22 protein-coding genes are annotated in these 24,397 nt (G+C 41.7%); 17 read left to right on the top strand and 5 right to left on the bottom strand.

Annotation, left to right across the window (positions count from 1 at the left end):
• The first annotated feature begins 4 nt into the window (after positions 1–4).
• The 8 genes from ACQK2H_RS13765 to ACQK2H_RS13730 all read left to right on the top strand — a co-directional run bounded on the left by ACQK2H_RS13765 (position 5) and on the right by ACQK2H_RS13730 (position 7,742).
• Entirely contained in the window at positions 5–1,231 is a 1,227-nt protein-coding gene (locus tag ACQK2H_RS13765; RefSeq protein ID WP_425391981.1) for an MFS transporter, read from the top strand.
• Positions 1,228–1,461, top strand: a complete 234-nt coding sequence (locus ACQK2H_RS13760; RefSeq protein ID WP_350204926.1) for a hypothetical protein — start codon at positions 1,228–1,230, stop codon at positions 1,459–1,461. The genes ACQK2H_RS13765 and ACQK2H_RS13760 overlap by 4 nt, the downstream gene beginning before the upstream one ends.
• 82 nt (positions 1,462–1,543) lie before the next feature.
• Entirely contained in the window at positions 1,544–2,509 is a 966-nt protein-coding gene (locus tag ACQK2H_RS13755) for a nuclear transport factor 2 family protein (protein ID WP_348284284.1), read from the top strand.
• Positions 2,500–3,273: a DUF6503 family protein gene (locus ACQK2H_RS13750; protein WP_348284285.1), complete on the top strand. Its 774-nt coding sequence runs from the start codon at positions 2,500–2,502 to the stop codon at positions 3,271–3,273. Before ACQK2H_RS13755 ends, ACQK2H_RS13750 begins: the two co-directional genes overlap by 10 nt.
• A 5-nt stretch (positions 3,274–3,278) precedes the next feature.
• Positions 3,279–3,914 (top strand): DUF2911 domain-containing protein, encoded by a 636-nt coding sequence (locus ACQK2H_RS13745; protein WP_425391980.1) that lies wholly within the window; start codon positions 3,279–3,281, stop codon positions 3,912–3,914.
• A 10-nt stretch (positions 3,915–3,924) separates the two neighbouring features.
• Positions 3,925–7,350, top strand: coding sequence for a type IX secretion system sortase PorU (porU, locus tag ACQK2H_RS13740; RefSeq protein ID WP_425391979.1), 3,426 nt, complete (start codon positions 3,925–3,927; stop codon positions 7,348–7,350).
• 3 nt (positions 7,351–7,353) lie between these two features.
• Complete coding sequence (locus ACQK2H_RS13735; RefSeq protein WP_425391978.1) at positions 7,354–7,593, top strand: hypothetical protein; 240 nt, start codon at positions 7,354–7,356, stop codon at positions 7,591–7,593.
• Positions 7,590–7,742, top strand: coding sequence for a hypothetical protein (locus ACQK2H_RS13730; RefSeq protein WP_425391977.1), 153 nt, complete (start codon positions 7,590–7,592; stop codon positions 7,740–7,742). The genes ACQK2H_RS13735 and ACQK2H_RS13730 overlap by 4 nt, the downstream gene beginning before the upstream one ends.
• A gap of 62 nt (positions 7,743–7,804) precedes the next feature.
• Here the strand turns inward: ACQK2H_RS13730 and ACQK2H_RS13725 are convergent, their stop codons facing one another.
• From ACQK2H_RS13725 to ACQK2H_RS13705, 5 genes are all read right to left on the bottom strand, one after another.
• The gene (locus ACQK2H_RS13725) at positions 7,805–9,121 is read right to left on the bottom strand and encodes an APC family permease (RefSeq protein ID WP_425391976.1); all 1,317 of its coding nucleotides are present in this window, start codon (positions 9,119–9,121) and stop codon (positions 7,805–7,807) included.
• A 115-nt stretch (positions 9,122–9,236) separates the two neighbouring features.
• Positions 9,237–9,623: a DUF302 domain-containing protein gene (locus ACQK2H_RS13720; RefSeq protein ID WP_420575408.1), complete on the bottom strand. Its 387-nt coding sequence runs from the start codon at positions 9,621–9,623 to the stop codon at positions 9,237–9,239.
• 226 nt (positions 9,624–9,849) lie between these two features.
• Entirely contained in the window at positions 9,850–12,042 is a 2,193-nt protein-coding gene (locus ACQK2H_RS13715) for a multicopper oxidase domain-containing protein (protein ID WP_420578688.1), read from the bottom strand.
• 355 nt (positions 12,043–12,397) lie between these two features.
• Entirely contained in the window at positions 12,398–13,006 is a 609-nt protein-coding gene (locus ACQK2H_RS13710; RefSeq protein ID WP_420575407.1) for a DUF4136 domain-containing protein, read from the bottom strand.
• Positions 13,007–13,256: 250 nt separating this feature from the next.
• Positions 13,257–13,526: a YHS domain-containing protein gene (locus ACQK2H_RS13705; protein WP_420575406.1), complete on the bottom strand. Its 270-nt coding sequence runs from the start codon at positions 13,524–13,526 to the stop codon at positions 13,257–13,259.
• A 318-nt stretch (positions 13,527–13,844) separates the two neighbouring features.
• Here ACQK2H_RS13705 and ACQK2H_RS13700 point away from each other — a divergent pair, with 318 nt between their 5' ends.
• The 9 genes from ACQK2H_RS13700 to ACQK2H_RS13660 all read left to right on the top strand — a co-directional run bounded on the left by ACQK2H_RS13700 (position 13,845) and on the right by ACQK2H_RS13660 (position 24,372).
• Positions 13,845–14,423, top strand: coding sequence for an AraC family transcriptional regulator (locus ACQK2H_RS13700; protein ID WP_420575405.1), 579 nt, complete (start codon positions 13,845–13,847; stop codon positions 14,421–14,423).
• 80 nt (positions 14,424–14,503) lie between these two features.
• Positions 14,504–16,753, top strand: coding sequence for a heavy metal translocating P-type ATPase (locus tag ACQK2H_RS13695; RefSeq protein WP_420575404.1), 2,250 nt, complete (start codon positions 14,504–14,506; stop codon positions 16,751–16,753).
• Positions 16,754–16,792: 39 nt separating this feature from the next.
• Positions 16,793–16,999: a heavy-metal-associated domain-containing protein gene (locus ACQK2H_RS13690; RefSeq protein ID WP_350205658.1), complete on the top strand. Its 207-nt coding sequence runs from the start codon at positions 16,793–16,795 to the stop codon at positions 16,997–16,999.
• Positions 17,000–17,153: 154 nt separating this feature from the next.
• Positions 17,154–17,576, top strand: coding sequence for a DUF6326 family protein (locus ACQK2H_RS13685; protein WP_350205659.1), 423 nt, complete (start codon positions 17,154–17,156; stop codon positions 17,574–17,576).
• Positions 17,577–17,751: 175 nt separating this feature from the next.
• A complete protein-coding gene (locus ACQK2H_RS13680; protein ID WP_420575403.1) occupies positions 17,752–18,186 on the top strand; it encodes a hypothetical protein in 435 nt (144 codons plus the stop codon).
• An 83-nt stretch (positions 18,187–18,269) separates the two neighbouring features.
• Positions 18,270–19,454 (top strand): TolC family protein, encoded by a 1,185-nt coding sequence (locus tag ACQK2H_RS13675; protein ID WP_420575402.1) that lies wholly within the window; start codon positions 18,270–18,272, stop codon positions 19,452–19,454.
• A gap of 19 nt (positions 19,455–19,473) precedes the next feature.
• Positions 19,474–19,746: a hypothetical protein gene (locus tag ACQK2H_RS13670; protein WP_420575401.1), complete on the top strand. Its 273-nt coding sequence runs from the start codon at positions 19,474–19,476 to the stop codon at positions 19,744–19,746.
• A gap of 21 nt (positions 19,747–19,767) precedes the next feature.
• The gene (locus tag ACQK2H_RS13665) at positions 19,768–21,276 is read left to right on the top strand and encodes an efflux RND transporter periplasmic adaptor subunit (protein WP_425391975.1); all 1,509 of its coding nucleotides are present in this window, start codon (positions 19,768–19,770) and stop codon (positions 21,274–21,276) included.
• A gap of 12 nt (positions 21,277–21,288) precedes the next feature.
• Positions 21,289–24,372 (top strand): efflux RND transporter permease subunit, encoded by a 3,084-nt coding sequence (locus ACQK2H_RS13660; RefSeq protein ID WP_425391974.1) that lies wholly within the window; start codon positions 21,289–21,291, stop codon positions 24,370–24,372.
• Positions 24,373–24,397: the final 25 nt, after the last annotated feature.

Here is a 24,397-nt window from a genome sequence, read left to right as displayed (position 1 = left end):
ACGTATGAATTTAAATAATAGGAACATAGCAATTATATTGTTCTGCATCTTCGTGGTGATGAGTGGTTATGGAGTACTACTCCCTGTATTGCCGTACTATACCGAGCGGCTGGCATTAAAGTCCGGTGTAGTGGCAGATGAAGATATTAACTATCATATTGGCATCCTCACCAGTATATACCCGTTTTTTCAACTATTATTTGCGGTAGTTTGGGGTAAGTTATCTGACCGTTTTGGCCGCAAAATACTAATTGTGATGGGGATGCTTGGTTTTGTTATTATGCAATTTTTAACAGGGCTTGCTACTTCCTTAACCATGCTGTATGTAGCCCGTATCCTTGGAGGGATCTTCTCATCTTCGGTTATCCCCGTTGGCAATGCTTTCCTCAGCGACCTCACTGATAGGACCCACCGAAGGAAGGTGTTGGCTTGGTCCGGAGTGGCAGTAAGCGCAGGAGTCATTGCAGGACCTATGATTGGTGGATTTTTGGCACAGACCAATTTACATTTTAGTACGACTTTCGGACATTTCTTGCTGGACAAATTTAGTGTCCCCTTTCTTGTAATTGCACTATTAGGTATTTTGATTCTACTGGTGACCTTGGCTTGGCTTAAAAATCCGGAGAATAATAAGTCAGGAACACTACTGCAAGCACAAAAATCAAAACTGAAAGTTGGCCATGGGTTTATGCTGCTTTTATCTCTTTCATTAGTGCTACAACTAGCAGTTACCTTATTTGAAACAGTTTTCTCTGTATATGCTAAAGACATTCTGACTTTTGGCACGTCACAAATAGGCTTGGGCTTTATGCTTTGTGGCTTGATCATGGCGGTTTTACAACCTGTTTTCGCCAGTTTGGATGAAAAGAAGGTCTCTATCAAGGCACAGCTTCTTTTCGGTTTTGGCATAGCCTCCATTTCCATGTTTGTATTCTCATTGTGGAATTCCGACATGTATGTTTATAGCACTATCGTAGCTTTTGCAATTGGTGGCGCCATGGTTACCCCCAACCTTATTGCCATGGTCTCATTTATTGATCAGGATCATACGGGAACGAATCTATCACTTCAAACTTCTATGAATAGCATTGGTCAGGTGGCAGGCCCTGTTTTGGGCATGTGGTTGTACACCATGGATAAAACCTGGCCGTTTCCTTTTATTGGCGTAGTACTCCTGCTGGTAGCTGTAATGGTGGTGCCGAAACTTAATTATAAAATAAAAAGAGCATGAGAAAATTAAATGATTATTTGGGAGATCAGGCAGAATATCTACTGACGCATCAATGCAAAGCCATTGACAAGGCACGACTTACTATTCCTGCTCCGGATTATCTGAATCAGGTTTTTCTGAATACAAACAGAAATACGCAGGTACTTAATTCACTATCAAGATTGTGTGATATTGGCTTAAGCCTTACAGGAATGGGCTTTATCTTAGAAAGAAAGGCATTGAATTGTTAAATCTAAATTCAGCAGGTTACCTCGATGAAGAATTTACCATTGCATGATCAAAACAAATGAATAAACAAAAAACTTTATACCTATGAAATACTATATTTTCCTTTTACTGCCCTACTTTCTCAATGCTGTGGCGTTTGGTCAATCAAATGAAGAGATCAGAAGTGGTATTTATTTAAATGTTCAAGCATATGAAAATGATCAGTTAACATACGAGATCGACTGTAGCTCCGAAAAACATAAGATCAAACCTAATACACATAAAAAAAGAGGGTCATTTCGAGTTGTTCACAATAAACAAAAGATAGACTTAAACAAAGAAGAGGTTTATGGTTATAGAGATTGCAAAGGGAGGGATTTCAGGTTTGAAAACAATGTAAGCTATGAGATAATCTTTATAGGTCATTTGATTTTATATTCAAACTACGTAGATGACGGATTGGATGAAAATGGAAACATGCGTCAAAAAAAGGCATATTATTTCGGTAAGCTTCTGAGTTCAGATATTATTCCATTAAGCGTTGAAAACCTCAAAAATGCCTATCCCAACAATCATAAATTTCATGACCTGATAGACACTAATTTCAGCTCAGGCTCAATTACAGCTTACGATGACTTTCATGACACGTATAAAGTTAACCGATATCTAGCCCTTTCCAGGGAAGATATTGCTACTCCAAAAGAAGGGATAGATGAACTCATTCAGCGGATACAGGATGCCATCAATGCAAAAGATCTACACTCCCTTAATAATTGCTTTTCTGATAAGACTAAGGTCTACGAGCAAGGATCTATTGATGATTCCTGGGAACACTACCGGGATGGGCACTTAGGAAAAGAAATAGAAGAAATGGAAGACATGTCGTTCCTGATCGAAGTGGATGAGAGCCTCACTACTAAACAGATGGCACTGGTGAGAGGCAAGTATTTTATCAGGGGAAAAATGCATGGCCGGGAAATCAATTCTTCTGGATTAATTACCCTATCCATGCGCGTAGAGCAAGACATGTGGAAAGTCATTCACCTGCAATTTTCAAGAGGATGCAAATAAAGGGTGACATCTATTTAGGTATTCTACTGGGTTTGCTCTTTGTCGGGTGTAATCCATCAGCTAGCACAACAACTGACCCTAAGGCACAGGCAGTAGTAGACTCTGCCATAGCCAGAAGCAATCTTCATTTATTAGCTAATACGGAAGCATCCTTTGATTTTAGGGACAGATCATATAGTTATAAAATGAAAGAAAATCAGTTTGAATATACGCGTCTCTACATAGACAGTACTGGAACGGAAACCTATGATGTGCTTACCAATAGTGGCTTTACACGCTACATCAACGGTGAAGTGCAGGAACTCGTGGCAGAAAGGCAAAACGCCTACGCTAATTCGGTAAACTCCGTCATTTACTTCGCATTTTTACCCTACAGACTAAATGACGCTTCGGTAATTAAGAATTATCTCGACAAAGTCAAGGTTCTTGACAAAGAATATCATAAGATTCAAGTGACATTTAGACAAGAGGGGGGCGGAGAAGATTTCGAGGATGTATTTATCTATTGGTTCGATAGTGAGGACTACAGTATGGACTATTTTGCTTATGAATACCAAACCAATGGTGGTGGTATTCGATTCCGGGAAGCAACCAATCCCAGGAATATCAATAGTATCCAAATCCAGGATTACATCAATTACAAACCCAAACCAGGTGTTGAATTCAAGCTTTCAGAAATAGATAGGTACTATCAGCAAGGTAAGCTGGAGAAGCTCTCAGATATTGATTTAAAAAATGTAAACGTTAAACTAAATAACAATTAAAACCTATGAAAAAACTAATCTACACTCTTACAATAGCTGCGTTCACTTTTTCCGGATGCACAAGTCAAACTTCTGATACCCAAGAAGAGGGCCATGATGATGCCCATGAACACCCAGCCTCAGAAGCTTCTGATGAACATGAGGGGCATGATATGGCTAAAGAAGGAGCAAGTGAAAGTGAAGGGAAGCCTAAAAGCCCTCATACCAGTGCCATGGCCATGATAAATGACGCTCACGTGCATATCGATTACTCCTCTCCACGTGTTAGAGGCCGGGTTATTTTTGGTGGACTGGTAGCCTACGATGAAGTGTGGGTTTCAGGGGCACATAGAGCTACCTGGCTGGACACCAACAAAGAACTGCTCATTAATAGACAGGTACTCCCAAAAGGCAAATATGGCTTTTTCACCATTCCTGGAAAAGAAGAATGGACGGTCATACTCAACAAAAACTGGGATCAGCATGGTGCTGACGAGTACTCAGCTGATGAGGATGTAATGAGATTTTCTGTGACGCCAGAAGAGCTGTCCGAAGTAAAAGAAGAGCTGACTTACACCGTAGCAAAAGATGATGATGGAGGACAGATCTCGCTGGAATGGGAAAAGGTACGGATTAGCTTTGACTTTAAAGTCAACGAATAAATGACCAAAAATGAATCTGAGAATCACATATCTGCTCATTCTGGTATCGTTCACTTTGGTGGTACGTGGGCAGAGTGTGTTTTCTGAGGGTTCGTGGTATAAGCTGGGCGTTACGCAGGGTGGTATTTATAAGTTAGATCGTGACCTTATTACCAATGTATTAGGTATTAATGTCTCTAGCCTGGATGCTAACACCATTAAAGTGTACGGGTTTAACGGTGGCATGCTCCCGCAGGAAAACAGTGCTGCCTGGTACAGGGATCCCCCGGAAATACCGCTATTGAGGAAGGGTACGCAAGATGGTAGACTCGATAACGAAGATTACCTTTTGTTTTTTGCTCAAGGCCCTGATAAGACAAAGATAAAAACGGACGGGTCGCTTAGCTATGAGAAAAACCTCTATTCAGATACTTCCTATTATTTTCTAACATTCGGTGGGGATGCCGGATTGCAACTGGAAGATTTGGCATCACAAGGTGAAGGCATTCTTACTATTAATACTTTTGATGACTACCTCACTTACGAAAAAGATGAAACCAATATCCTGGGCTCGGGAAGGGAGTGGTTTGGTGAGCGCTTCGGAGGATCCAGTGGAGTTTCCAGACAGGATTTCAACTATGAGATCCCGGGTATTTTGGATTCGGTAGGAGTTTTTACCCGCCTGATTGGTCAGTCAGAATCTCCTGGTTCTTTCGAATTGCTACTTAATCAAAATACACTTGGAACTGTAGCGATTGATTCCATTCCATCGGTTACCAGCTACAGCGATTTTTCCAGGGTGAGGTATACTTTTCGCGGTACGGAAAGCTATGGTGTGTTTTCAAGAAACAATTTTTCTTCCAATGACTTGAGACTTACCTTCAGATTTGATGCAGGAGCCAGCTCTTCTGGCAGAGCTTATATTGACTACTTCATATTAGGTTTCAAAAGGAACTTGCAGCTCTATGGTAACCAAACACAATTTAGAAGCACCCTGTCTGTAGGTAATGCCATTAGTTATCAGATCCAGAATGCCGATCCTGATGATATAAACCTATGGGATATCACTGATCCGGTATCCCCAAAAATACAGCAGTTTGTAAAAGCTGGTAACGGCATCCGCTTCGGGTCTGCACAAGACACTCTGCTGAATGAGTACATCATATTCCAGGGAAGTGATTTCCCCAATCCATCTTTTTTTGGCGAAGTGACCAATCAGAATATTAAAGGACAAACCAGTATAGATGGTTTGATCATTTCCGCACCTGTCTTTCTCAATGCTGCTGAACGACTGGCCGATTTCCATCAAAGTAATGATGGATTGTCTGTGGCAGTAGTTACTACCAATCAGGTTTACAATGAATTTTCAAGCGGCAGACAAGATATTTCGGCCATTCGAAATTTCATCAGATATGTTTGGCAGAACGGTGGTCGACTGAAGTACGTGCTTTTGATGGGTGATGCCTCGTATGATTATAAAAACAGGTTGAACAACAATACCAATTTTGTGCCAGTATACGAGTCCAGGCAATCATTCCACCGACTTTACAGCCATTCCTCTGACGATTATTTTGGGTTTTTGGAGGATGAAGAAGGCTATTGGGACGAAGGCGTGCTGGAGCTTTACAACGGCACTCGTTTCCCGATAGGTTATACCGATCACACCCTTGATGTGGGTATTGGCAGACTGCCTGTAAAAAACCTGGAAGAAGCAGACGATGTAGTAAATAAAATCATCAGGTATGCCACCAGTGTAAATGCGCTGGGCAAGTGGAGGTCTGAGGCGGTGTATATGGCTGATGATGGCGATGGTGCGGTACACATGAGACAGTCAGAGACAGTCAACAAAATTGTGAGAGAGGGATATGCCGAGGTAAATGTGGATCGACTCTATCTTGACAATTTCAAAACTGTGGAATCCATGCAGGATGCTTTCTTGGATAAAATGACTGAGGGCGCACTGATTCTGGACTTTCTAGGACATGGTAGCCCTTCTGCACTTATGCAGCGTAATGAAGAGAATAGGTTAAAAACAGTCATTACCATACCACTATTGGAAGAACTAAAAAACAGACATAGACTACCTTTGTTTATGACCGCCACTTGCAACTTTGGTCAGTATGACAATCCCATCTTTGTATCTGGTGGGGAAAACATGATGCTTAACCCGAATGGTGGTGCTATTGCCTTGCTCACAACTACACGTGCCGTTTTCTCTTCCACTAATCTACCGTTAAACGAAGCATTTCAGGAGGCAGTGCTATCTAAGCAAAATGGGCGCTATCCTCGGCTTGGAGACGTGATCAGGCAAACGAAGAATAATAGTCTGGCAGGTCCTATCAATCGTAATTTTGCCTTAATGGGTGATCCCATGCTGATGCTAAATTATCCCGGGTATGAAATAGTATTTGACGAGCTGGAAAGTGAAACGGATACCCTAAGTGCATTAGAGAAGGTGACGATCTCGGGTAAGGTGTTTGACAATTCGACAGAGGCAACCTATTTTAATGGATCCGCCATTGTAACCGTATTGGATATTCCGCGAGAGCGCTATACTTTGGGGTTAGACAACAGCCCCTTCGAATACCAAGAACAAGAAAACGCTCTGTTTCGAGGAGCAGTCTCGGTGACGAACGGTGCTTTTGAGACAACCTTTATTATGCCTAAAAACTCCTCATACAGATATCAAAACGGAACAATTACGGCTTACGCTTTCAGCGAACAAGACAACATCGATGCATCTGGCGCTTCGAGAAGTTTTGTATTGGGTGGTACTGACCGTGATGCGGTACAGGATACCAAATCACCCTCTGCACAACTCTACCTAAACGAACCTACTTTTAAAAACGGTGACCTAGTAGGATCGAACAGCCTCTTTATTGCTAAACTATCCGATGAAAGTGGGATCAGTATAAGCACCAATGGGTTTAGTCAAAGTCTAAAATTGGTACTTAATGATAAAGAACCCATCATACTCAATGATTTTTATACCGCAGAGCTGGATGATTACACCAAGGGAACCATTGTTTATCCCATCCAAAATCTGGAACCCGGCTATTACATAGCGGAGTTAACCGTTTGGGATACGTACAATAACTCCTCCAGTTGGCCTATTGAGTTCAGGGTATCTGATAAGCCCATTTTGAATTTATACGATGTAATAAATTATCCCAACCCTATATCTGCCGGTAGCAGCACTACGTTCAGTTTTGAGCATGACAGAATTGGTGAAGAGCTGGTTGTTTCGCTTGAGATATATGATACCCATGGTCGCAAAGTAAGCAGTTGGACTAACACCTTCGATGATAGCCCACGAAGAATAGAATATCTGAAATGGGATGCAACCAACTACTCAGGCCAGCCTATTGGAAAAGGTGTTTACTTCTACAGATTGGAAGTCAGTAGCACTCTTGATGGTGGACGTGCTTCAGCGGTGAAAAGAATATTGATCCAATAGCAAATGCAACTAATTAATGTGATTTTTCAAAAAGCTGCCCTGGATTGGGTAGTGAGCCTACTTTTATTATTCGGCTTCATAGGTGTCTATCTTTCGAGTACTTTATTACATCCTCATACGCACGGCCTGAAGGATAATGCCCAGCTTAGTATTAGAGGAGCACGATATCTGGCATACCGCACCATCTACCTGTCAGGGGCCGCTTTACTTATGCAGTTACCGGCTCACTTCCTATGGAAATGAGATGGATGAAAGTGGTTGTTTTCGCTGTGGCTCTATTAGCTGGGGTTTCAGTAAGCATTACGGGGCAATATGGCGCCCAGTTGGTGCACATAGAGGGCGTAGGACCACAGGGTAATTATATGGAGGGTAATGATGAACGGGAGCACTAAGAATAAAAATTGAAAAAAGATATTTATATAATCGGAAATGATCGCAAATAATATATGAATCACTATTCCATGTCAGATTCAGCATTTTCCTTTACCCTTAAAAACCACTTTTCACCGGCAAAAATCAATACCATGGAGACAGCCGCAACAATAACGACCAGGATATCACTGGTACCCTTCACCCATAAAAAAGCTCCAAGAACCACCGTGTCCAGAATAATTGCTGTAATGACTATGGCGGCTTTAGCTTTTACTTCTTTACGGAGATGTCTGAGCACTCCCCAGTGTATGGCAATGTCCATAATAAGATAAAAGATAGCACCTAAAGAGGCAATCCTGCTGAGATCAAAAAATACGGTAAGAATGATGGCTATTACTACAACGTAAACCAGCATGTGCTTTTGAATTCTTCCTGGCATTCCTAAATGGCTATGTGGAATTAGCTCCATATCGGTAAGCATGGCAGTCATTCGAGACACAGCGAAAATGCTGGCAATAATTCCTGAAACAGTGGCTACAATAGCAATACCTACAGTAAACCATAAACCATACTTACCAAAGGCCGGGCGAGAAGCCTCGGCTAAAGCATAATCCTTAGCTTCAATGATCTTAGGAATAGACAAATTAACAGAGACCGCTAACGAAACGAGCAAATAGATCACTAAACAGATGAGTAGTGAGATGATAATAGCTCTACCAACGTTTTTATGAGGATTTTTAACTTCTCCACCACTATTCGTAATAGTGGTAAACCCTTTATAAGCTAATATGGATAAGGCCAACGCTCCTAAATAGCTGGCAACCGAATATTCTTCTTGTGCCTGAGGCTGTGGCAAAGCTTGCTCTAAGGAAAACCCGGCCGCCCATAGACCACCAATAGCAAAAATGGCAATTCCCCCAATTTTTACAATCGCCATAACAAGTGACGATTTACCAATGATGTTATTTCCTGAGATGTTGACTAAAAAGGCAATCACTAAAAGTACAACTCCGAGAATAGGTACCAGAAAGGTATTATCCCCAACATCAAAAAGCTGTAGGGTGTAGGTGCCGAAAGTCCTGGCCACTAAACTCTCATTGATGATCATGGAAAAAGCCATGAGCAGGGAGGCAGCAGCTGTCATGGTACCTCTACCGTAAGCCTTCTTAAGGATCATAGCTATACCACCCGCAGAGGGATATTCATTGGAAACTTTGATATATGAGTAGGCACTAAATCCGGATATAATTGCACCTATCAGAAAAGCGACCGGGAAAAGTGCTCCTGATAACTCTGCTACTTGGCCTAGCAGGGCAAAAATTCCCGCACCAATCATGACGCCCGTACCTAGTGCCACTGCTCCGGTGAGGCTAAGGCTGTTTTTGTTGTATTCAGACATATCTTAATTTAATAGGTGAATGACACAAGAGCTGATACTTTGCTTAGTAACAACCTTACATCATGATTTTCAGCTTACAGTCAGTTTTTTATTAAAAAAAATTAAGTGAAAAAAACTAGAGGCTGTCAATAGCTGACCTCAGTTTATCCCTGATTTCGAGAGCTATTTTTTCCAAACCTTCGTTTGCTACCGCCTGCATAGAGGCCACCGGATCTACTGCTGCGACCTCAACCCCTTCATCAACTTGCTGTACGATCACATTGCAGGGTAGCATCGCGCCAATTTTATCTTCAGTTAATAATGCTTTATGAGCGAAAGGCGGATTGCAGGCTCCCAGAATTCTATAAGGCCGAAAGTTTTCATCCAGCTTTTTCTTCAGGGTTTCTTTTACATCGATCTCTGTAAGAATACCGAACCCTTCTTCTTTCAGGGCGTCCGTTATTTTTTGTATAGCTTCTTCGAAGCTTGCGTCTTTCAATGTTTTTTCGTGATAATATTTCATGTCTATATAATTTGATTTTAAAAGGTCACTTGCCTGCATGCCATATTACATTTCGGCACGCAGGCATGGAATTCACATCAAAAACATTCATCCTTTGGTTAGTATAATTAGGATTCTGTTTTTATGCTCATTTCATGTTTTAACTATTTAGTTCTTTCCATATTAGTAAATATTTAAGTAGAAGTTTGTAACAATTGTTACGTAACTCCTATACCTAAACCCATTATTAAAAACGGATGGACAAGCCACCCCCGCCACCAAAGCGGTTGTCATAGCTCCCCATCAACGAAAAGTTTTTGGATAAGAGAAACTCCGCACCTGCATTCCACACGATTTCCTCTTCATAAGAAGCATTATTTTCAAGCGTGTTTATCCATCCAGCATCCAGCTGATATTCATAATACCCAAAAACAACAAACTTTGGGAAAAGCATCACAGATCGGCCTATGCCTACCCTTGGTCTCAGTTCGTTATCAATCCGCAAGTCCACATTAAACATGTATGGTGTGAACCATCGGATACCAGCCACTGCCGTGGTTTTTATATCATCCAGACTATTTTGTGTAGTATTCTCAACATTTACGCCACCAAAGACACGGACATAATCGTAGAGGTAATATTCATAAGAAAACTCAGTTTCAATATTTTCATTCCAACCATATTCTAATGTATAATTGAACTGGTTGCGGATGTTGGATGAAACCACATTTAGTGCACTTGTATGAGAGGCAACATCAGCCATTCCCCAGGTATAAAACTGATTGGTTTCATGCACAAGTTTAGACACAGGATACGGCTCCATTCGTGGATCTCGGGGTGTATCATAACTTATTACACGCGCCATACCACCCATCATGTGATACAGGATATGACAGTGAAAAAACCAGTCGCCATATTCATTTCCATAAAACTCAATCGTTACCTTTTGCATCGGTGGCACATTCACAGTATGCTTTAGGGGCGAATACTCGCCATTCTCATTAATTACCCTGAAAAAATGTCCGTGCAAGTGCATTGGGTGGTGCATCATGGTGAGGTTGTTGAAAGTGATCCTCGTTACCTCTCCTTCATTGATTTTAATCTTGTCTGTTTCAGCAAGGGGTATGCCATTCATACTCCAGATATAGCGGCTCATGTTACCCGTCAGGTTTAAGAGTATTTCTTTAGCAGGTAAATCCTTCGAGTAGGTTGTACTTTCTGTGGACTTGAGGTAATCATAGTTATACTCAGAAAACATATTCATTGCACTGTCACCCATTCCACTCATTTGAGGTTTTTCAGAGTTGTCATTTTCCATATCCATCCCTTCATGCATTTTCATGTCGTTTTTGGTGTGGCCCATCTCCATTCCGCTCATTTCATCCTTCATTTGCATCCCCCATTTACTCATCAACTCTTTTGGTTTGTCTTTCTTGGGGCGATACTTCAGGGCAGGGGCACCCATCCGCATATCCATCTTGGACATTTTCATCATCATGCCAATCTTGTCAGGTCGGGGTACTGAGGGTGCTGGTAGCACTTCACCTTGTCCGAGAAACGCAGATGCGGTACCGGATCCATCCTGAGCAGTGATTTTAAACTCTATTTTTCCTTCATCTGGCATGGTCACAATAAAATCATACGTTTCGGCTATTGCGATGAAGGTTTTGTTGTGGGCAACTGGTTCTACATTCAGGCCATCGGCAGAAACAATGGTAGGCTCCCCTCCACCAAAAGTCATCCAAAACTGTGTAGAAGCTGCTCCGTTGATAATCCTCAACCTTACTTTTTCTCCTGGTTTGAAATCAGGGTATTCTTGCTTTTGCTCGCCATTCACCAAAAATGCCGGGTAATAAATATCTGCTATGTCGGCACTTTCCATTCTCTGCCTCCAAAAATTAAGCTGTGCTCCCAGCGCTCCACGAGCGATTACCTGATTCAGTGGTGTGGCTGTTCCTTTTCGCCAATTATACCATTCCGTTCCTCTTTTTAGAAAACGGAGAACGCTCATTGGTTTTTCATTAGTCCAATCTGAGAGGACCATCACCAACTCTTTGTCATAATCCAGGGTTTCCTCCTTTGGCTCGATTACAAACGAACCATAAACACCACTTTGCTCTTGCAGCATGGTATGGGAATGGTACCAGTAGGTTCCGGCCTGCTTTAAAGGAAACTCATATTTTTGGGTATGGCCAGGCTCAATTGGCGGAGTGGTGAGGTAGGGTACACCGTCATAAAAATTGGGTAATAGTAACCCATGCCAGTGTATCGAGGTTTCCACGTCCATTTCGTTTTTTACATATATAACTGCGTAGGAGCCCTCTTCAAAGCGTAAAGTAGGACCTGGAATTCCGCCGTTTACCGTCATACCAATTACTTCCTTTCCTGCTTTATTTACAGTTTCCTGTCGAAGGACAAGGTTATGAACAATGGTGTCCATCTGAGCTAAAACTGAAAGGTTTCCAACTAAAAGTATGAAAGTGGTAATAAGTGTATTTCTAATCATAAAGTTTATATTCTATTTATTCTTCGATTACATTTTTCATATAGAAAAAGAATTGAAAGGCACAAAAACGAAAAAAGGATTTTCACGCTAAATAATCAAGTGATTAACCCACACTGAGTAATTAACACATGGCTTAAAGTAGTCTGATTCCAATAAGGAAAACCCTATCCGCAACTCGTTCAATTATGAATTAGTACAGAGTCAACAAGGTCAATAAGAACTTGTTTTTATGAAATATTGGTTAAGATTTATGAAATTATAAGTTATGAGCTGATAGCATCTTATGTTTCTACTCTTTCGGAATCTTGATAGGAAACTTTTTCATCATCTTGTGGATAGATGGGTGGAGATCATCATACATGATAGTGGGGTCATAAAGATCGCCCTGAGCCAGGCCTTCCCAAACGATCTGATTCGTTTTAGGGTCGATAGCAGTCAATTTGGCACCACCATGAGCATATTTTACAATCTCCGGTTTAGAATATTCCTCTTTCCAGCCTGGGTTACCGCTAAGTTTGCCATTGTAGAGATAAACTGTAGGCGCATTGTAGTTATCTATTGAATTATAATCAGGATAGTCATTTGCCCGGGGTACTTCAACTTTTCTTGCATGGCTCAGCCACTCTACCTGTAGCAATAGATCCGGATTGGCAGTATCTGGTTTTAGCTGTCGCTCAGCCATACAATGCCCAAAATAGTTTCTGGTCTTTTGCCGGATAAAATCATTGTCATACTCAGTATCAGTATTATGCTCTTTTTCAGGTAGCCAGGCGTAGGTTTCATATTGAGAGAAATCCACACTCTTATCTTTAGTTACCTGCACATCCTGATAAATGTTACAAGATGCCAGAATTGTAAGAGCTACTATGAGTGAATTTGAATGAATGAATTTTATCATGCGTCTTTTGTTGGTCTCCGGGGAATCCGGCCTGCCTTCAGCTCTGCCAAACAGGTAAGCCGGAAGTACTCCCGGAGGTATTATTATTTATAAAGAAACGATAATAATTCGGGATGGTCTTACGAAGTTTTGGAAAGGTTTTAAGGAATTGTGAATATCTCTTTTATAATACATTATCAACTTATGAAAAGAAAATGTATTTAATTAAGTCTTTTTTTGCGGTCTATCTAGGTAGCTATAATTAGGTAATCTAAAGTATAATCATCATAGCAATCATTGATGCTGCCATAACTGCCCCTCCAAGAATTCCCCAGTGAGTCATATGATTCTGAGATATTTTTTTTTGAGAGGTAAAACGTTCCGGGTCTTTCAGAAAAACGGACCGGCATTCTTCAGAATCGAAATTATAGGTAGTTTGTCTAAACTTGGTTGTGATTGTACTGTCTGCTTCAACTACCTGACCACAGACAGGATCAACGTTTTTATCGTGTGTTGAGTGACCGGTGTGCTTCAACGACATACAAGATGTCATTGTTATCAAAAAAATCAAAGTGATTGCTAAATTTTGCCTTAAACTATTCATGTAACCATCTGTTTGAATGCCGGACAAAAGTGGAAAGGATTGATGTAGATAAAGCTGACGCTCGTCTTAAAATACCTTGATTTATTTCACTATCTGGCACCAAAATATATTAAATAAAAAAGACGACTTCATAAATGTAGCAATCTGGCGAATTTGCAACCACCGATTTATTCCAAAATTTCATAACTCATTTCCAAAATTTTGTAAATCCTACAAATCTAGATTTTCGTACATTGTATGCATTAAACTTCGACAATGACCCCAGAAACATTGTATATAAAGAATATGGTTTGCAATCGCTGCATCCAGGTGGTTCGAGAGGAGCTTAATCGGTTAGGAATAGAAGTAGTCGACATCCAACTTGGAGAGGTGAAGCTTTCACAGAAGGTTAACTTACTACAGCTAGATCAAATCCGCGAGGTGATTATGGATCGAGGGTTTGAATTATTGGAGGATAGTAATAGCAAAATCATAGAACAGATAAAAACCTCCATCATCGATCTTATTCATAATCCTGAAGTAGTAAGCAATCAAAACGTCTCTCACTATTTGGAGAAGAAGATCGGAAAGGACTACAGCTATTTAAGTAATTTGTTTTCATCTGTAGAAAACATCACTATTGAGCGATACCTCATTTTGCAAAAAGTGGAAAAAGTAAAAGAGTTGCTGGTTTATGATGAAATGACACTCAGTGAAATATCGTACAAATTGAATTACAGCAGTGTCCAATACCTCTCCGGTCAGTTTAGGAAAGTTACTGGTATGTCCCCTTCAGAATTCAAAAAGCTCACTACCAAAGAAAGGCTACCACTTGATGGAGTAACTACCCAATAATCTCATAAACCTTAACAAAAATTGCATAACACCTGCACCTCGGTTCCTTCATACCTTTGATTTATAAAATTTGAAGGAATATGGATGCTAATGTGAAAGATGCAGATAAAACAATAATAAGGGAGTCCTACGGAGTTTTGGGAATGACTTGTGCCTCTTGTGCTGCGAGCCTGGAGTCTTACCTGAAACAAAATGAAGGCATTCAGGAAGTATCTGTCAACTACCCAAATAAATCGGTAGCAATTGTATACAATCAGGATACTATTACTCTCGATCACATAAAAAATAAGACTCAGGAAATAGGCTATGAGATCTTGGCTGGGGATAAAGATGAGCAGCAAGAAGCTATAGAGCAAGCTGAAGATAATAGGCTTAAAAAGCTCAGGTCAAAGCTCATAATAGCAGCAGTTCTTTCAACACCTGTTTTTATCATGGCCATGTTTTTTATGGGACAAATCCCTTACGAAAACTGGATCATGATGGTGTTCTCGGCTCCTGTTCTATTTTGGAGCGGTTCTGAATTCTTTGTGAACGCCTGGAAGAAGCTGCAGCATTTCTCCTCAAATATGGACACACTTGTCGCACTTAGTACCGGAGTGGCTTTTGTGTTCAGCTTGTTCAACACCATATACCCTCAGTTTTTCCTTAATCATGACATTACTCCGCATGTTTACTATGAATCAGCCGTGATCATTGTAACGCTTATCCTTTTAGGCAGATACCTGGAAGAACGTGCTAAGGGCAAGACTTCATCTGCGATCAAAAAGCTAATGGGCTTGCAACCGAAAGAGGTAGTTGTATTCAGAAATGGAGAAGAAATTTCAGTTCCTTTAAGTGATGTTCTCAAAGGTGATTTAATCTTGCTTCGCCCAGGGGACAAAGTGCCTGTAGATGGGAAGGTAAAAAGCGGTGAATCTTATATTGACGAAAGTATGATCACCGGAGAACCTATCCCCGTAAATAAGGTAAAAGGGGAAGAAGTATTTGCCGGTACAGTAAATCAAAAGGGAAGTTTAAAGATACTGGCCAGCAAAGTTGGCGGTGAAACTCTGTTGGCCCAGATCATTCAACTCGTCAAGTCTGCCCAGGCAAGTAAGCCCCCCATCCAGAAATTGGTAGATAAAGTAGCGGGAGTATTTGTACCTGTAGTCGTAGGTCTGGCACTTCTCACTTTTTTACTGTGGTTTTTTCTTGGTCCGGATCCCTCCATCACGTATGCATTCCTTACACTCATTACCGTACTCATCATCGCCTGTCCATGTGCATTGGGCTTAGCTACCCCTACAGCCTTAATGGTAGGTATTGGTAAAGGGGCCGAGCAGGGGATATTGATCAAGGATGCCCAGGCACTGGAAGTTGCCTACAAAACAAATGCACTGGTACTGGATAAAACAGGTACGATAACAGAAGGAAAACCAGAGGTGACAGATACCTATTGGAAAAGCGATACATCAAAAAAGCTGTTTCAAGATATACTGCTATCTGTAGAATCCAATTCGGAACATCCATTGGCGCATGCTATTGTTCAATACCTGAAAGAGGCTAAGAGCAAACCTGTTGAAATCTCAAATTTTGAAAGCATTACCGGGCAGGGCGCTAAAGCCAAATACGAAGGGGAATGGTTTTTTATAGGAAATGAGGAACTCGTGAGAGACAATGAAATTGAGTTCAATTCCAAATTGAGAAGTCAGTCAGACATTCTGAAACAGGAGGCAAAAACAGTCGTGCTCTTTGCGGATCATAAGGAAGTGCTAGGTGTTATTGCCATAGCAGATAAAATCAAAGATTCCTCAAAGCAAGCCATTACCTCCTTGAAAAGGATTGGATTAGAAATTCATATGCTAACGGGTGACAATGAACAAACAGCCAAAGCGATTGCTGAACAGGTCGGAATTGATCATTACAAAGCTCAGGTTAAACCTGTGGAGAAAGGAGAATTCATCACTGCTTTACAAAACAAAGGTAAGGTGGTGGCAATGGCTGGCGATGGTATTAATGACTCTCATGCGTTGGCGCAAGCTGATATTGGCATAGCGATGGGCAGTGGTACAGACATAGCTATGGAAAGTGCCGGTATTACATTGATGCACTCAGACTTAGAGCAAATCACCCGGGCCATTACTCTTTCCAAGGCCACCATACGCACTATTAGGCAGAATTTATTTTGGGCATTTATTTACAATGTGATAGCCATTCCGGTAGCTGCCGGTGCACTATTCCCATTATTTGGATTTCTATTAAATCCCATGATAGCAGGGGCGGCCATGGCCATGAGTTCAGTTTCTGTAGTCACCAACAGTCTGAGATTAAGAAGGTCAAGCTTCGGCTGAAAAATAATAAAGTGAATTGTTAACTAAAATTTGATAAGAATGGAAACGATAAAATTTAAAACCAATATCAACTGCGGGGGATGCTTGAAATCAGTTACCCCACACCTCAATGAACTGGATAGTATTGAGTCCTGGAAAGTTGATATCGAAAACCCGGATAAAATTCTGGAGGTAAGGCTCGAAGGAGATCAGAATGAAGTGGTCAAAGCGGTAACAGAAGCAGGATTTGAAATAGAGAAGGTATAGTGCAATTTTAGGTTCTAATCATGGAAAAAGTCCCAATGCTGATTGTATTGGGGTATTTTATTTACTGTGCTTCATTGCTGCCAGACTGCATCAATTGTAACTTATTCGAACTTGAATCGTCCACTAGGAAAGAAATAAAATTAGCTCAGTAGATATGATTCAAAATAGAAGAGTGATTTTATCCACCCTATGGATATTTGTTACATTAAATTATTTGTATTGCGATGTTTTGTCATTGATGTCAGCAGAATTGTTAAACGCATTGCTTACGGGTGAAGTCGCTGGACTTAAAATGAATGAAACCACTTTGCTGATATCGGGTATCATTATGGAAATCTCGATTGCAATGGCTTTGCTATCAAGAGTTTTAAAATACAATGCCAATCGCATATCCAACATAATTGCTGGTATTATCAAAACACTAATAATGATTGGAACACTATTCATGGGGACACCTAGTTATCATTATATGTTTTTTGCAACTATAGAAATAGGAACTACTTTATTCATCGTCTGGTATGCATGGACTTGGACTCAATCTGAGGAGAACAAAGAAGTACAAAATTCCCTCAAATAGAAGCAGATCATAGGAAATTACGAAGCACAGCATTCACGATAAAGGGCATGACCTTGCTTAGCTATATGTCAAGAGATGCGAACGATCAGGCAATAGAACTCGGTATATGTCAAACATTAAATTCAGTGAACCCCATTAAAAGCATTGGAAAGTTTCTGTTTAAGTTTGTTCTTTAATGCAGCAGTTTAGAAAAATAGCGGCCGTATCGTTTCTGAGCATATTCAGTATGTATCTGCTACATCAGGTATTGCCGCATGTACATCATGAGCACGGTGCAGAGCACATAAGCATTACTGAGACTAAGGCTGAGCATGCTCATGATCACGATCATCACCACCATCATGATGATGACTCCAGTGAAGGTTTTGATCTCCTAGGATTTCTTTTTGGGACACATGCTCATACCATCCAGGTTGATAATATCCTTGTTGCCAAAAGTATCTCCAAGCAGCAGGTATCAGTAAAGGTTGTAGTAGCAGATGTTGCTTATGAGATTAAGATATCGGAAAGAGAGCCGGAAGAACAAATACTCTGGCAACATCCTCCGGACCCTACAAAATCCCCCCATCTAACTTCGGTTTCGTTAAGAGGCCCCCCATCTTTAGGATAATCATTTCAAGCAGGAAGAATCCCGCTTACTGAGCATATTAGGTTATGCTCTACACTATTTGATTAATTCTAAAATCAATTTTCATGTATAAAAAAATCGTGTTCGCTCTTTGCGGATGCTTCTTGTCCTTTGGCTTGATTGCCCAATCGTCTTCAATAGAAAGCATTCTCAGAGAAGTAGAACAAAACAACCAGGAGCTGAAAGCCCTCAGCCAATATGCTGAGAGTAGAGCTCTTGAACTGAAATCCGGAAATAATCTACCAGACCCTCAACTGGGAGCATACTATCTACCTTTTGGTGAGCATAGTGCGGGAGATTATACCGAGTACCAGGTGAGTCAGTCTTTTGAGTTCCCAACGGTCTATAGCACCCGAAGGAATCTCATTGACAAACAAACGGATCAGTTGCAACTTGACTATCAGGCCAGGAGACAGGAGATATTAGCGCAAGCCAAAGAATACTGCCTTAATCTGATCTACCTGAACAAACGCCTAACAACTGAAACACTTAGAGTGGAGCAGGCAAAAGAGGTGTTTGAGCAGGTGCAGGAGCTTTATGAAAAAGAACAGGTAGGTATCCTGGAATTGAATAAAGCGAAGGTGGCCTGGATGCAGGAGCAGTTCAAAATCCAGCAGATTGAAAGCTATCAGAGAAACACGATGCTACTCCTTAAGAATCTTAATGGAGGAGCGGAGATACGTTTTTCATCTGATGAATATGCTTTATCCCTGGATTTGATTGACAAGGAAAGTGTTTGGCAGGAAAAGCAAGTGCAAGATCCTGAGCTGGTAAAACTCAAGCAACAGGAGGCGATTGCTCAGCAGTCATTAAGGTTGGCTAAAAACAGGACGCTCCCAAATTTGACAGCTGGCTTCAACAGTCAGGGTTTTGCAGGTGAGCGGTTTTCCGGTGTGTATGCTGGCATTAGTATTCCATTATGGAGTAACCGAAACAAGGTGAAGGCTGCTCAATCTCAAGTTGACTTTCAACAGTCCATCAATACCTCATTGTCATTGCAAGCCTACTCGGCATTCGAAAAGCAATACAATGACTATGAGACTATGCTTTCCAAGTTTCAGGAGTATGAAGCAACCTTATCTGGCTTAAACAGCGATGACTTATTGCTTCAGGCCTATCAACTAGGTGAATTATCCTTCCTGGAATACTACATGGAGCTAAAGTTTTATCGCCAGGCATATGATACTATGCTGGACATGCAATACCAACTCTATGTATCGCAAACACAACTTTTAAAACATCAATTATAAAATCGTAAAACATCGAATTATGAAAATTTCAAATATCCTTATCGCATTTACTTTTGTTTTCGCCATTGCCTGTTCGGGTAAAAAATCTGAATCAGGTCATGGACATTCACATGAAACAGAATCAGAAGCGCATCCACACGCTGAATCGAGTGAAGATCACGGGCACAGCCATGATGAGGGTGATCACGACCATCAGGAGCAAGAAGAGTTTACTGTTGAAGGCGACTCCACCGAAGTAGTAGAAAAAGACACGCATTCCCATAAGGACGGTAGTTCTCATCATGATCATTAATCATTAAAAACAAAAGTTGATATGCGATATATAATAGTATTGTTTTCGTTGGTGGTGTTTTCCTGCCAACCTGTAGAGGAAGAAGGACATGCACATGCCCCGGATGGTAGCCACATTACTGAGAGTGATGAAGTGCCTTCGGTGGTCGCAACTATCTGGACAGATAAAACGGAGTTGTTTGTTGAATACCCGGCATTGATTATTGGAAATAACAGCCGTTTTGCAGCACACTTTACGGTGTTGAAAAAGTATCAGCCTGTTTTGGAAGGCAGTGTAACGGTGAGTTTGATAAAAGGTGGAAAGGGCATCCGACACAAGGTTGATGCACCTTCTTCACCTGGGATATTCACACCCTCACTGCAACCGAAAGAACCGGGAACCTATCAATTGATTTTTGAAATCAAGACGCCTGCGTTTTCGGATAAGATAGTAATGGATAATATTCCTGTGTATGCTTCAGAGGAAGAAGCCATTGCCCAAATGGGTGGTGAAGAAGAGGGTAATGCCATTACTTTTTTGAAAGAACAAGCCTGGAAAATGGAGTTTCAAACAGCTCCAGTTTTAAAGAAGCAAGTCTTTCAAACCATCCCCACTTCAGGTGTTTGGAAAGTAGCACCTTCGAATTATCAGACGCTTGTGGCTCCAGCCAATGGACGAGTGAGCTTTAGTTCTGGAATATTGACGGAAGGAAGCGCTGTAAAAAAAGGTCAGGTTTTGATGACTATTAGCAGTGCAGGACTGACATCCAATAATCTGAGTGCGGAGATCCAAAAGGCAAAAGCTGAATTCGAGCAAGCCAGGTCGGAATACGAACGGAAAAAGGAATTGTACAATTCCAAAATCGTTGCTAAAGCTGAGTTTGAGCAAGTAGAGCAGAAATACCAGGTGGCAAAAACCAACTATGAGACGTTGAGCAGTGGGTATAGTGCGGGAGGCAAACAAGTCACTACTCCAATGAATGGATACATCAAATCTATTCAGGCAGTAAACGGTGGATTTGCAAACCAGGGCGATGCGTTGGTGACTGTGACAAGCCATAAGAGTAGTTTGCTAGAAGTACGGGTTAGCCCGAAGTACAGTGCCGAGCTGCAGAACATTCAAAACCTATGGTACCAGCCCAAACCCGGAGCTTGGTCAAGTCTAAAGGACAGAGGTGGCAAAATCTTGTCTGTTGGTAAAGTGGTAGCGTCTGATCAACCATTGATTTCTGTTTTTGCTGAGGTGAATGAAGGCGTGGAAATGCCGGAAGGCAGCTACACGGAAGCTCAGCTTGCCGTTGGTTCTGCTGTTGAAAGTTTGACTGTTCCCGCTTCCTGCTTATTGGAAGATTATGGCAACTACTCGGTGATCGTACAGCTATCCGGAGAAAGTTTTGAACGCAGGAATGTGACGCTTGGTAAACGCAATGGTAGTGAGGTGGAGGTCATTAAGGGACTATCGTCGGGAGAGGTGGTTGTCACCAAAGGTGCCTATGCGGTGAAAATGGCTTCCATGTCAGGACAAGCGCCCGCTCATGGTCACGCCCATTAAACGGTTGATGATATGTTGAATAAAATATTATCGATTTCACTGCAAAACCGATTAATGGTGCTTTTGGGCGCTGTGGTGCTCAGTGTGGCGGGATTGTACATAGCCCGTAATATGAACGTGGATGTATTCCCAGATCTGACAGCTCCGACAGTGACCATTTTGACGGAAGCTCATGGAATGGAATCTGAGGAAGTAGAAAAGCTGGTGACCTACCAATTGGAAACGGCCATGAATGGCTCGCCCAATGTGCGTAGAATCCGCTCTTCATCTGCAGCAGGAATCTCCATTGTTTGGATAGAATTTGAATGGGGTACGGACATTTACCGGGCAAGACAAATTGTGAGTGAACGCATCCCGATGGTTCGGGAGAATTTGCCTTCTGGTGTTGGTACACCTACTATGGCTCCCATTTCATCCATCATGGGTGAGGTGATGCTTTTAGGTGTTCGTTCAGATAGTTTGTCTGCGATGGAACTGCGTACGCTGGCTGACTGGACCATTCGTCCAAGAATCAAATCCATTGGCGGAATTGCTAATGTAATTGTGATTGGAGGGGACTACAAGCAATATCAGGTATTGGCCAATCCGGAGAAGCTCAAATACTATGATGTGAGCCTTGGTGAACTACTGGAGAAAGTACAGGAAAGCAATGTGAATGCTCCCGGAGGCTTTTTGAATGAATACGGCAATCAGTATATCATTAAAGGAAGTGGACGAGCATATTCAGTAGAGCACCTCGAAGAAGCGGTTCTTAAGAATGTCAATGGACAATCCATCAAGATTAAGGATGTTGCAACCGTACAAATTGGTGCAGCGGACAAGATCGGTGACGGTTCGCTGAATGCGGATCCCGCTGTGATTTTGACCATTTCTAAACAGCCGGATGTCAACACATTGGAATTGACCGAAAGGCTCGATGAAGCGATCGCTGATTTGAACAACACATTACCGGAAAGCGTGGAAATCAAAAGCCACATTTTTCGCCAGTCAAATTTCATTGAGGCATCCATTAACAATCTGAATCAGACGTTACTGGAAGGAGCTTTTTTCGTGATGATCGTGCTATTCATCTTTTTGATGAATTGGAGAACTACGGTTATTTCTTTGCTCGCCATTCCAATCTCGTTGTTGGTATCCATCATTGTTCTTAAAATGCTGGGATATACCATCAATACGATGAGTTTGGGAGGTATGGCTATAGCCATTGGTGCGTTGGTAGATGATGCGATCATTGATGTGGAAAATGTTTTCAAGCGATTGCGTGAGAATATTCGAAAACCAAAAGCAGAGCAACAGCCTGTGCTTACGGTGGTGAAAGACGCCTCGGTGGAGATTCGTAGCTCCATCATTATTGCTACGCTCATCATCATCGTATCGTTTGTGCCGCTATTCTTCCTGAGTGGGATGGAAGGACGATTGTTGCAGCCACTTGGCATAGCATTCATTACTTCGGTATTGACTTCCCTGATTGTGGCAGTTACGGTTACTCCGGTGTTGTGTTCGTACCTATTGAAAAGTGAGAAGGTACTTACCAGGCAAGCTGAGGGAACAAAAGTGGAACGCTTCCTTCGCGCTCGTTATGTGGGTGTATTAGAACGGACACTGAAGTTTCCAAAAACAGTAATTGGCTTGACAGTAGGAGCATTCATTGTCAGTTTGATATTGCTGACGCAATTGGGACGTAGCTTCCTGCCCGAGTTCAATGAAGGTTCCTTAGTGATAAGTGCAGTTGGAGTACCAGGTATGTCGCTGGAAGAAAGCAACAAGAACGGAAAGCTGATTGAACAATTACTGTTGGAAATGCCTGAAGTGGAGGTGGTAACCCGTAGAACCGGACGAGCTGAGCTGGACGAACATGCTCAGGGCGTAAATGCTGCGGAGATTGATGTGCCTTTTACGCTGGATGGAAAATCAAAGGAGCAATTCTTTGAGGAAGTACGAACGAAGCTAAGTGTGGTTCCGGGAATAAATATCACCTTGGGACAACCTATCGCTCACCGAATTGATCACATGCTTTCTGGTACTCGAGCAAACATTGCCATCAAGATTTTTGGTGATGATTTGCAGCGTTTGTTTGAGTTGGGTAAAAGTGTAGAAACCAATATCAATTCCATTGATGGAATTGCCGATGTTGCAGTAGATCAGCAGATCGAAGTGCCACAAATTCGCATTACACCCAAGCGACAAATGCTGTCTGCTTATGGTATGACGGTTGGTGATTTGATGGAGCAAGTAGATGTGGCCTTTGCCGGAGAAAAGGCAGGTGAAATCTATGAAGGGCAGAAGTATTTTGACCTTATCGTTCGTTTTAAAAAGGAGTCAAGGAGCAGTATGGAATCCATACAAGCTGCTTTGGTCACCTTACCAAACGGAGGGCAAATCACATTGGATCAGCTTGCAGATGTGAAATCTGTAAGTTCTCCGAATACCATTTCCAGAGAGAATGTAAAGCGTAAGATTGTAGTAGCTGCCAATGTGCAGGGACGTGATTTGCGTGGGGTGGTAAATGAGATTCAGCAGATCGTAGATGCGAATATTGACTTACCTGAAGGTTATCGGGTAGAGTATGGCGGTCAGTTTGAGAGTGAAGCAAAGGCTTCTCAATTATTACTAATCACGGCTGTTGTTGCCATTTTGATCATCTTTCTATTGCTCTATTATGAGTTTCAGGATGTGAAACTTTCATTCATTGTCTTGATCAATCTGCCTCTGGCTCTGATTGGTGGGATTTTGATTGTGTACTTCACTTCCGGCATTATCAGCATTGCTGCTACCATTGGCTTTATTAGCTTGTTTGGTATCGCTACTAGGAACGGAATCCTATTGGTATCGAGGTATGAGGATTTGAGGAAGGAAGGTTTGCAAGGGTTTGAGTTGCTCAAAACCGGAGCTTTGGACAGACTGAATCCAATACTAATGACGGCCTTCACTACTGGGCTTGCCTTAATACCGCTTGCACTGAAAGGGGGCGAACCGGGTAATGAAATTCAAAGCCCAATGGCAGTAGTGATTTTGGGCGGGTTGCTGTCTGCTACTTTGCTCAATCTCATTGTTATCCCATGTGTGTATGAGTTGGTTAACTCAAGGAAGAATTAACCAGGTAAATGATAGTCAGGCCAAA

This window comes from Ekhidna sp., assembly GCF_965228795.1.
Classification (GTDB): domain Bacteria; phylum Bacteroidota; class Bacteroidia; order Cytophagales; family Cyclobacteriaceae; genus Ekhidna.
This window is presented reverse-complemented; position numbering and strand designations above follow the sequence as displayed.

Excerpts from the sequence above, each read along its gene's own strand:
- ACQK2H_RS13705 (WP_420575406.1), bottom strand. The coding sequence starts at position 13,526 with ATGTCGTTGAAGCACACCGGTCACTCAACACACGATAAAAACGTTGAT.
- ACQK2H_RS13720 (WP_420575408.1), bottom strand. The coding sequence starts at position 9,623 with ATGAAATATTATCACGAAAAAACATTGAAAGACGCAAGCTTCGAAGAA.
- ACQK2H_RS13730 (WP_425391977.1), top strand. The coding sequence starts at position 7,590 with ATGAGATGGATGAAAGTGGTTGTTTTCGCTGTGGCTCTATTAGCTGGG.
- ACQK2H_RS13745 (WP_425391980.1), top strand. The coding sequence starts at position 3,279 with ATGAAAAAACTAATCTACACTCTTACAATAGCTGCGTTCACTTTTTCC.
- ACQK2H_RS13725 (WP_425391976.1), bottom strand. The coding sequence starts at position 9,121 with ATGTCTGAATACAACAAAAACAGCCTTAGCCTCACCGGAGCAGTGGCA.
- ACQK2H_RS13675 (WP_420575402.1), top strand. The coding sequence starts at position 18,270 with ATGTATAAAAAAATCGTGTTCGCTCTTTGCGGATGCTTCTTGTCCTTT.
- ACQK2H_RS13685 (WP_350205659.1), top strand. The coding sequence starts at position 17,154 with ATGATTCAAAATAGAAGAGTGATTTTATCCACCCTATGGATATTTGTT.
- ACQK2H_RS13755 (WP_348284284.1), top strand. The coding sequence starts at position 1,544 with ATGAAATACTATATTTTCCTTTTACTGCCCTACTTTCTCAATGCTGTG.
- ACQK2H_RS13750 (WP_348284285.1), top strand. The coding sequence starts at position 2,500 with ATGCAAATAAAGGGTGACATCTATTTAGGTATTCTACTGGGTTTGCTC.
- ACQK2H_RS13665 (WP_425391975.1), top strand. The coding sequence starts at position 19,768 with ATGCGATATATAATAGTATTGTTTTCGTTGGTGGTGTTTTCCTGCCAA.
- ACQK2H_RS13735 (WP_425391978.1), top strand. The coding sequence starts at position 7,354 with ATGCAACTAATTAATGTGATTTTTCAAAAAGCTGCCCTGGATTGGGTA.
- ACQK2H_RS13765 (WP_425391981.1), top strand. The coding sequence starts at position 5 with ATGAATTTAAATAATAGGAACATAGCAATTATATTGTTCTGCATCTTC.
- ACQK2H_RS13715 (WP_420578688.1), bottom strand. The coding sequence starts at position 12,042 with ATGGACACCATTGTTCATAACCTTGTCCTTCGACAGGAAACTGTAAAT.
- ACQK2H_RS13680 (WP_420575403.1), top strand. The coding sequence starts at position 17,752 with ATGCAGCAGTTTAGAAAAATAGCGGCCGTATCGTTTCTGAGCATATTC.
- ACQK2H_RS13760 (WP_350204926.1), top strand. The coding sequence starts at position 1,228 with ATGAGAAAATTAAATGATTATTTGGGAGATCAGGCAGAATATCTACTG.
- ACQK2H_RS13710 (WP_420575407.1), bottom strand. The coding sequence starts at position 13,006 with ATGATAAAATTCATTCATTCAAATTCACTCATAGTAGCTCTTACAATT.
- ACQK2H_RS13700 (WP_420575405.1), top strand. The coding sequence starts at position 13,845 with ATGACCCCAGAAACATTGTATATAAAGAATATGGTTTGCAATCGCTGC.
- ACQK2H_RS13660 (WP_425391974.1), top strand. The coding sequence starts at position 21,289 with ATGTTGAATAAAATATTATCGATTTCACTGCAAAACCGATTAATGGTG.
- ACQK2H_RS13670 (WP_420575401.1), top strand. The coding sequence starts at position 19,474 with ATGAAAATTTCAAATATCCTTATCGCATTTACTTTTGTTTTCGCCATT.
- porU (WP_425391979.1), top strand. The coding sequence starts at position 3,925 with ATGAATCTGAGAATCACATATCTGCTCATTCTGGTATCGTTCACTTTG.
- ACQK2H_RS13695 (WP_420575404.1), top strand. The coding sequence starts at position 14,504 with ATGGATGCTAATGTGAAAGATGCAGATAAAACAATAATAAGGGAGTCC.
- ACQK2H_RS13690 (WP_350205658.1), top strand. The coding sequence starts at position 16,793 with ATGGAAACGATAAAATTTAAAACCAATATCAACTGCGGGGGATGCTTG.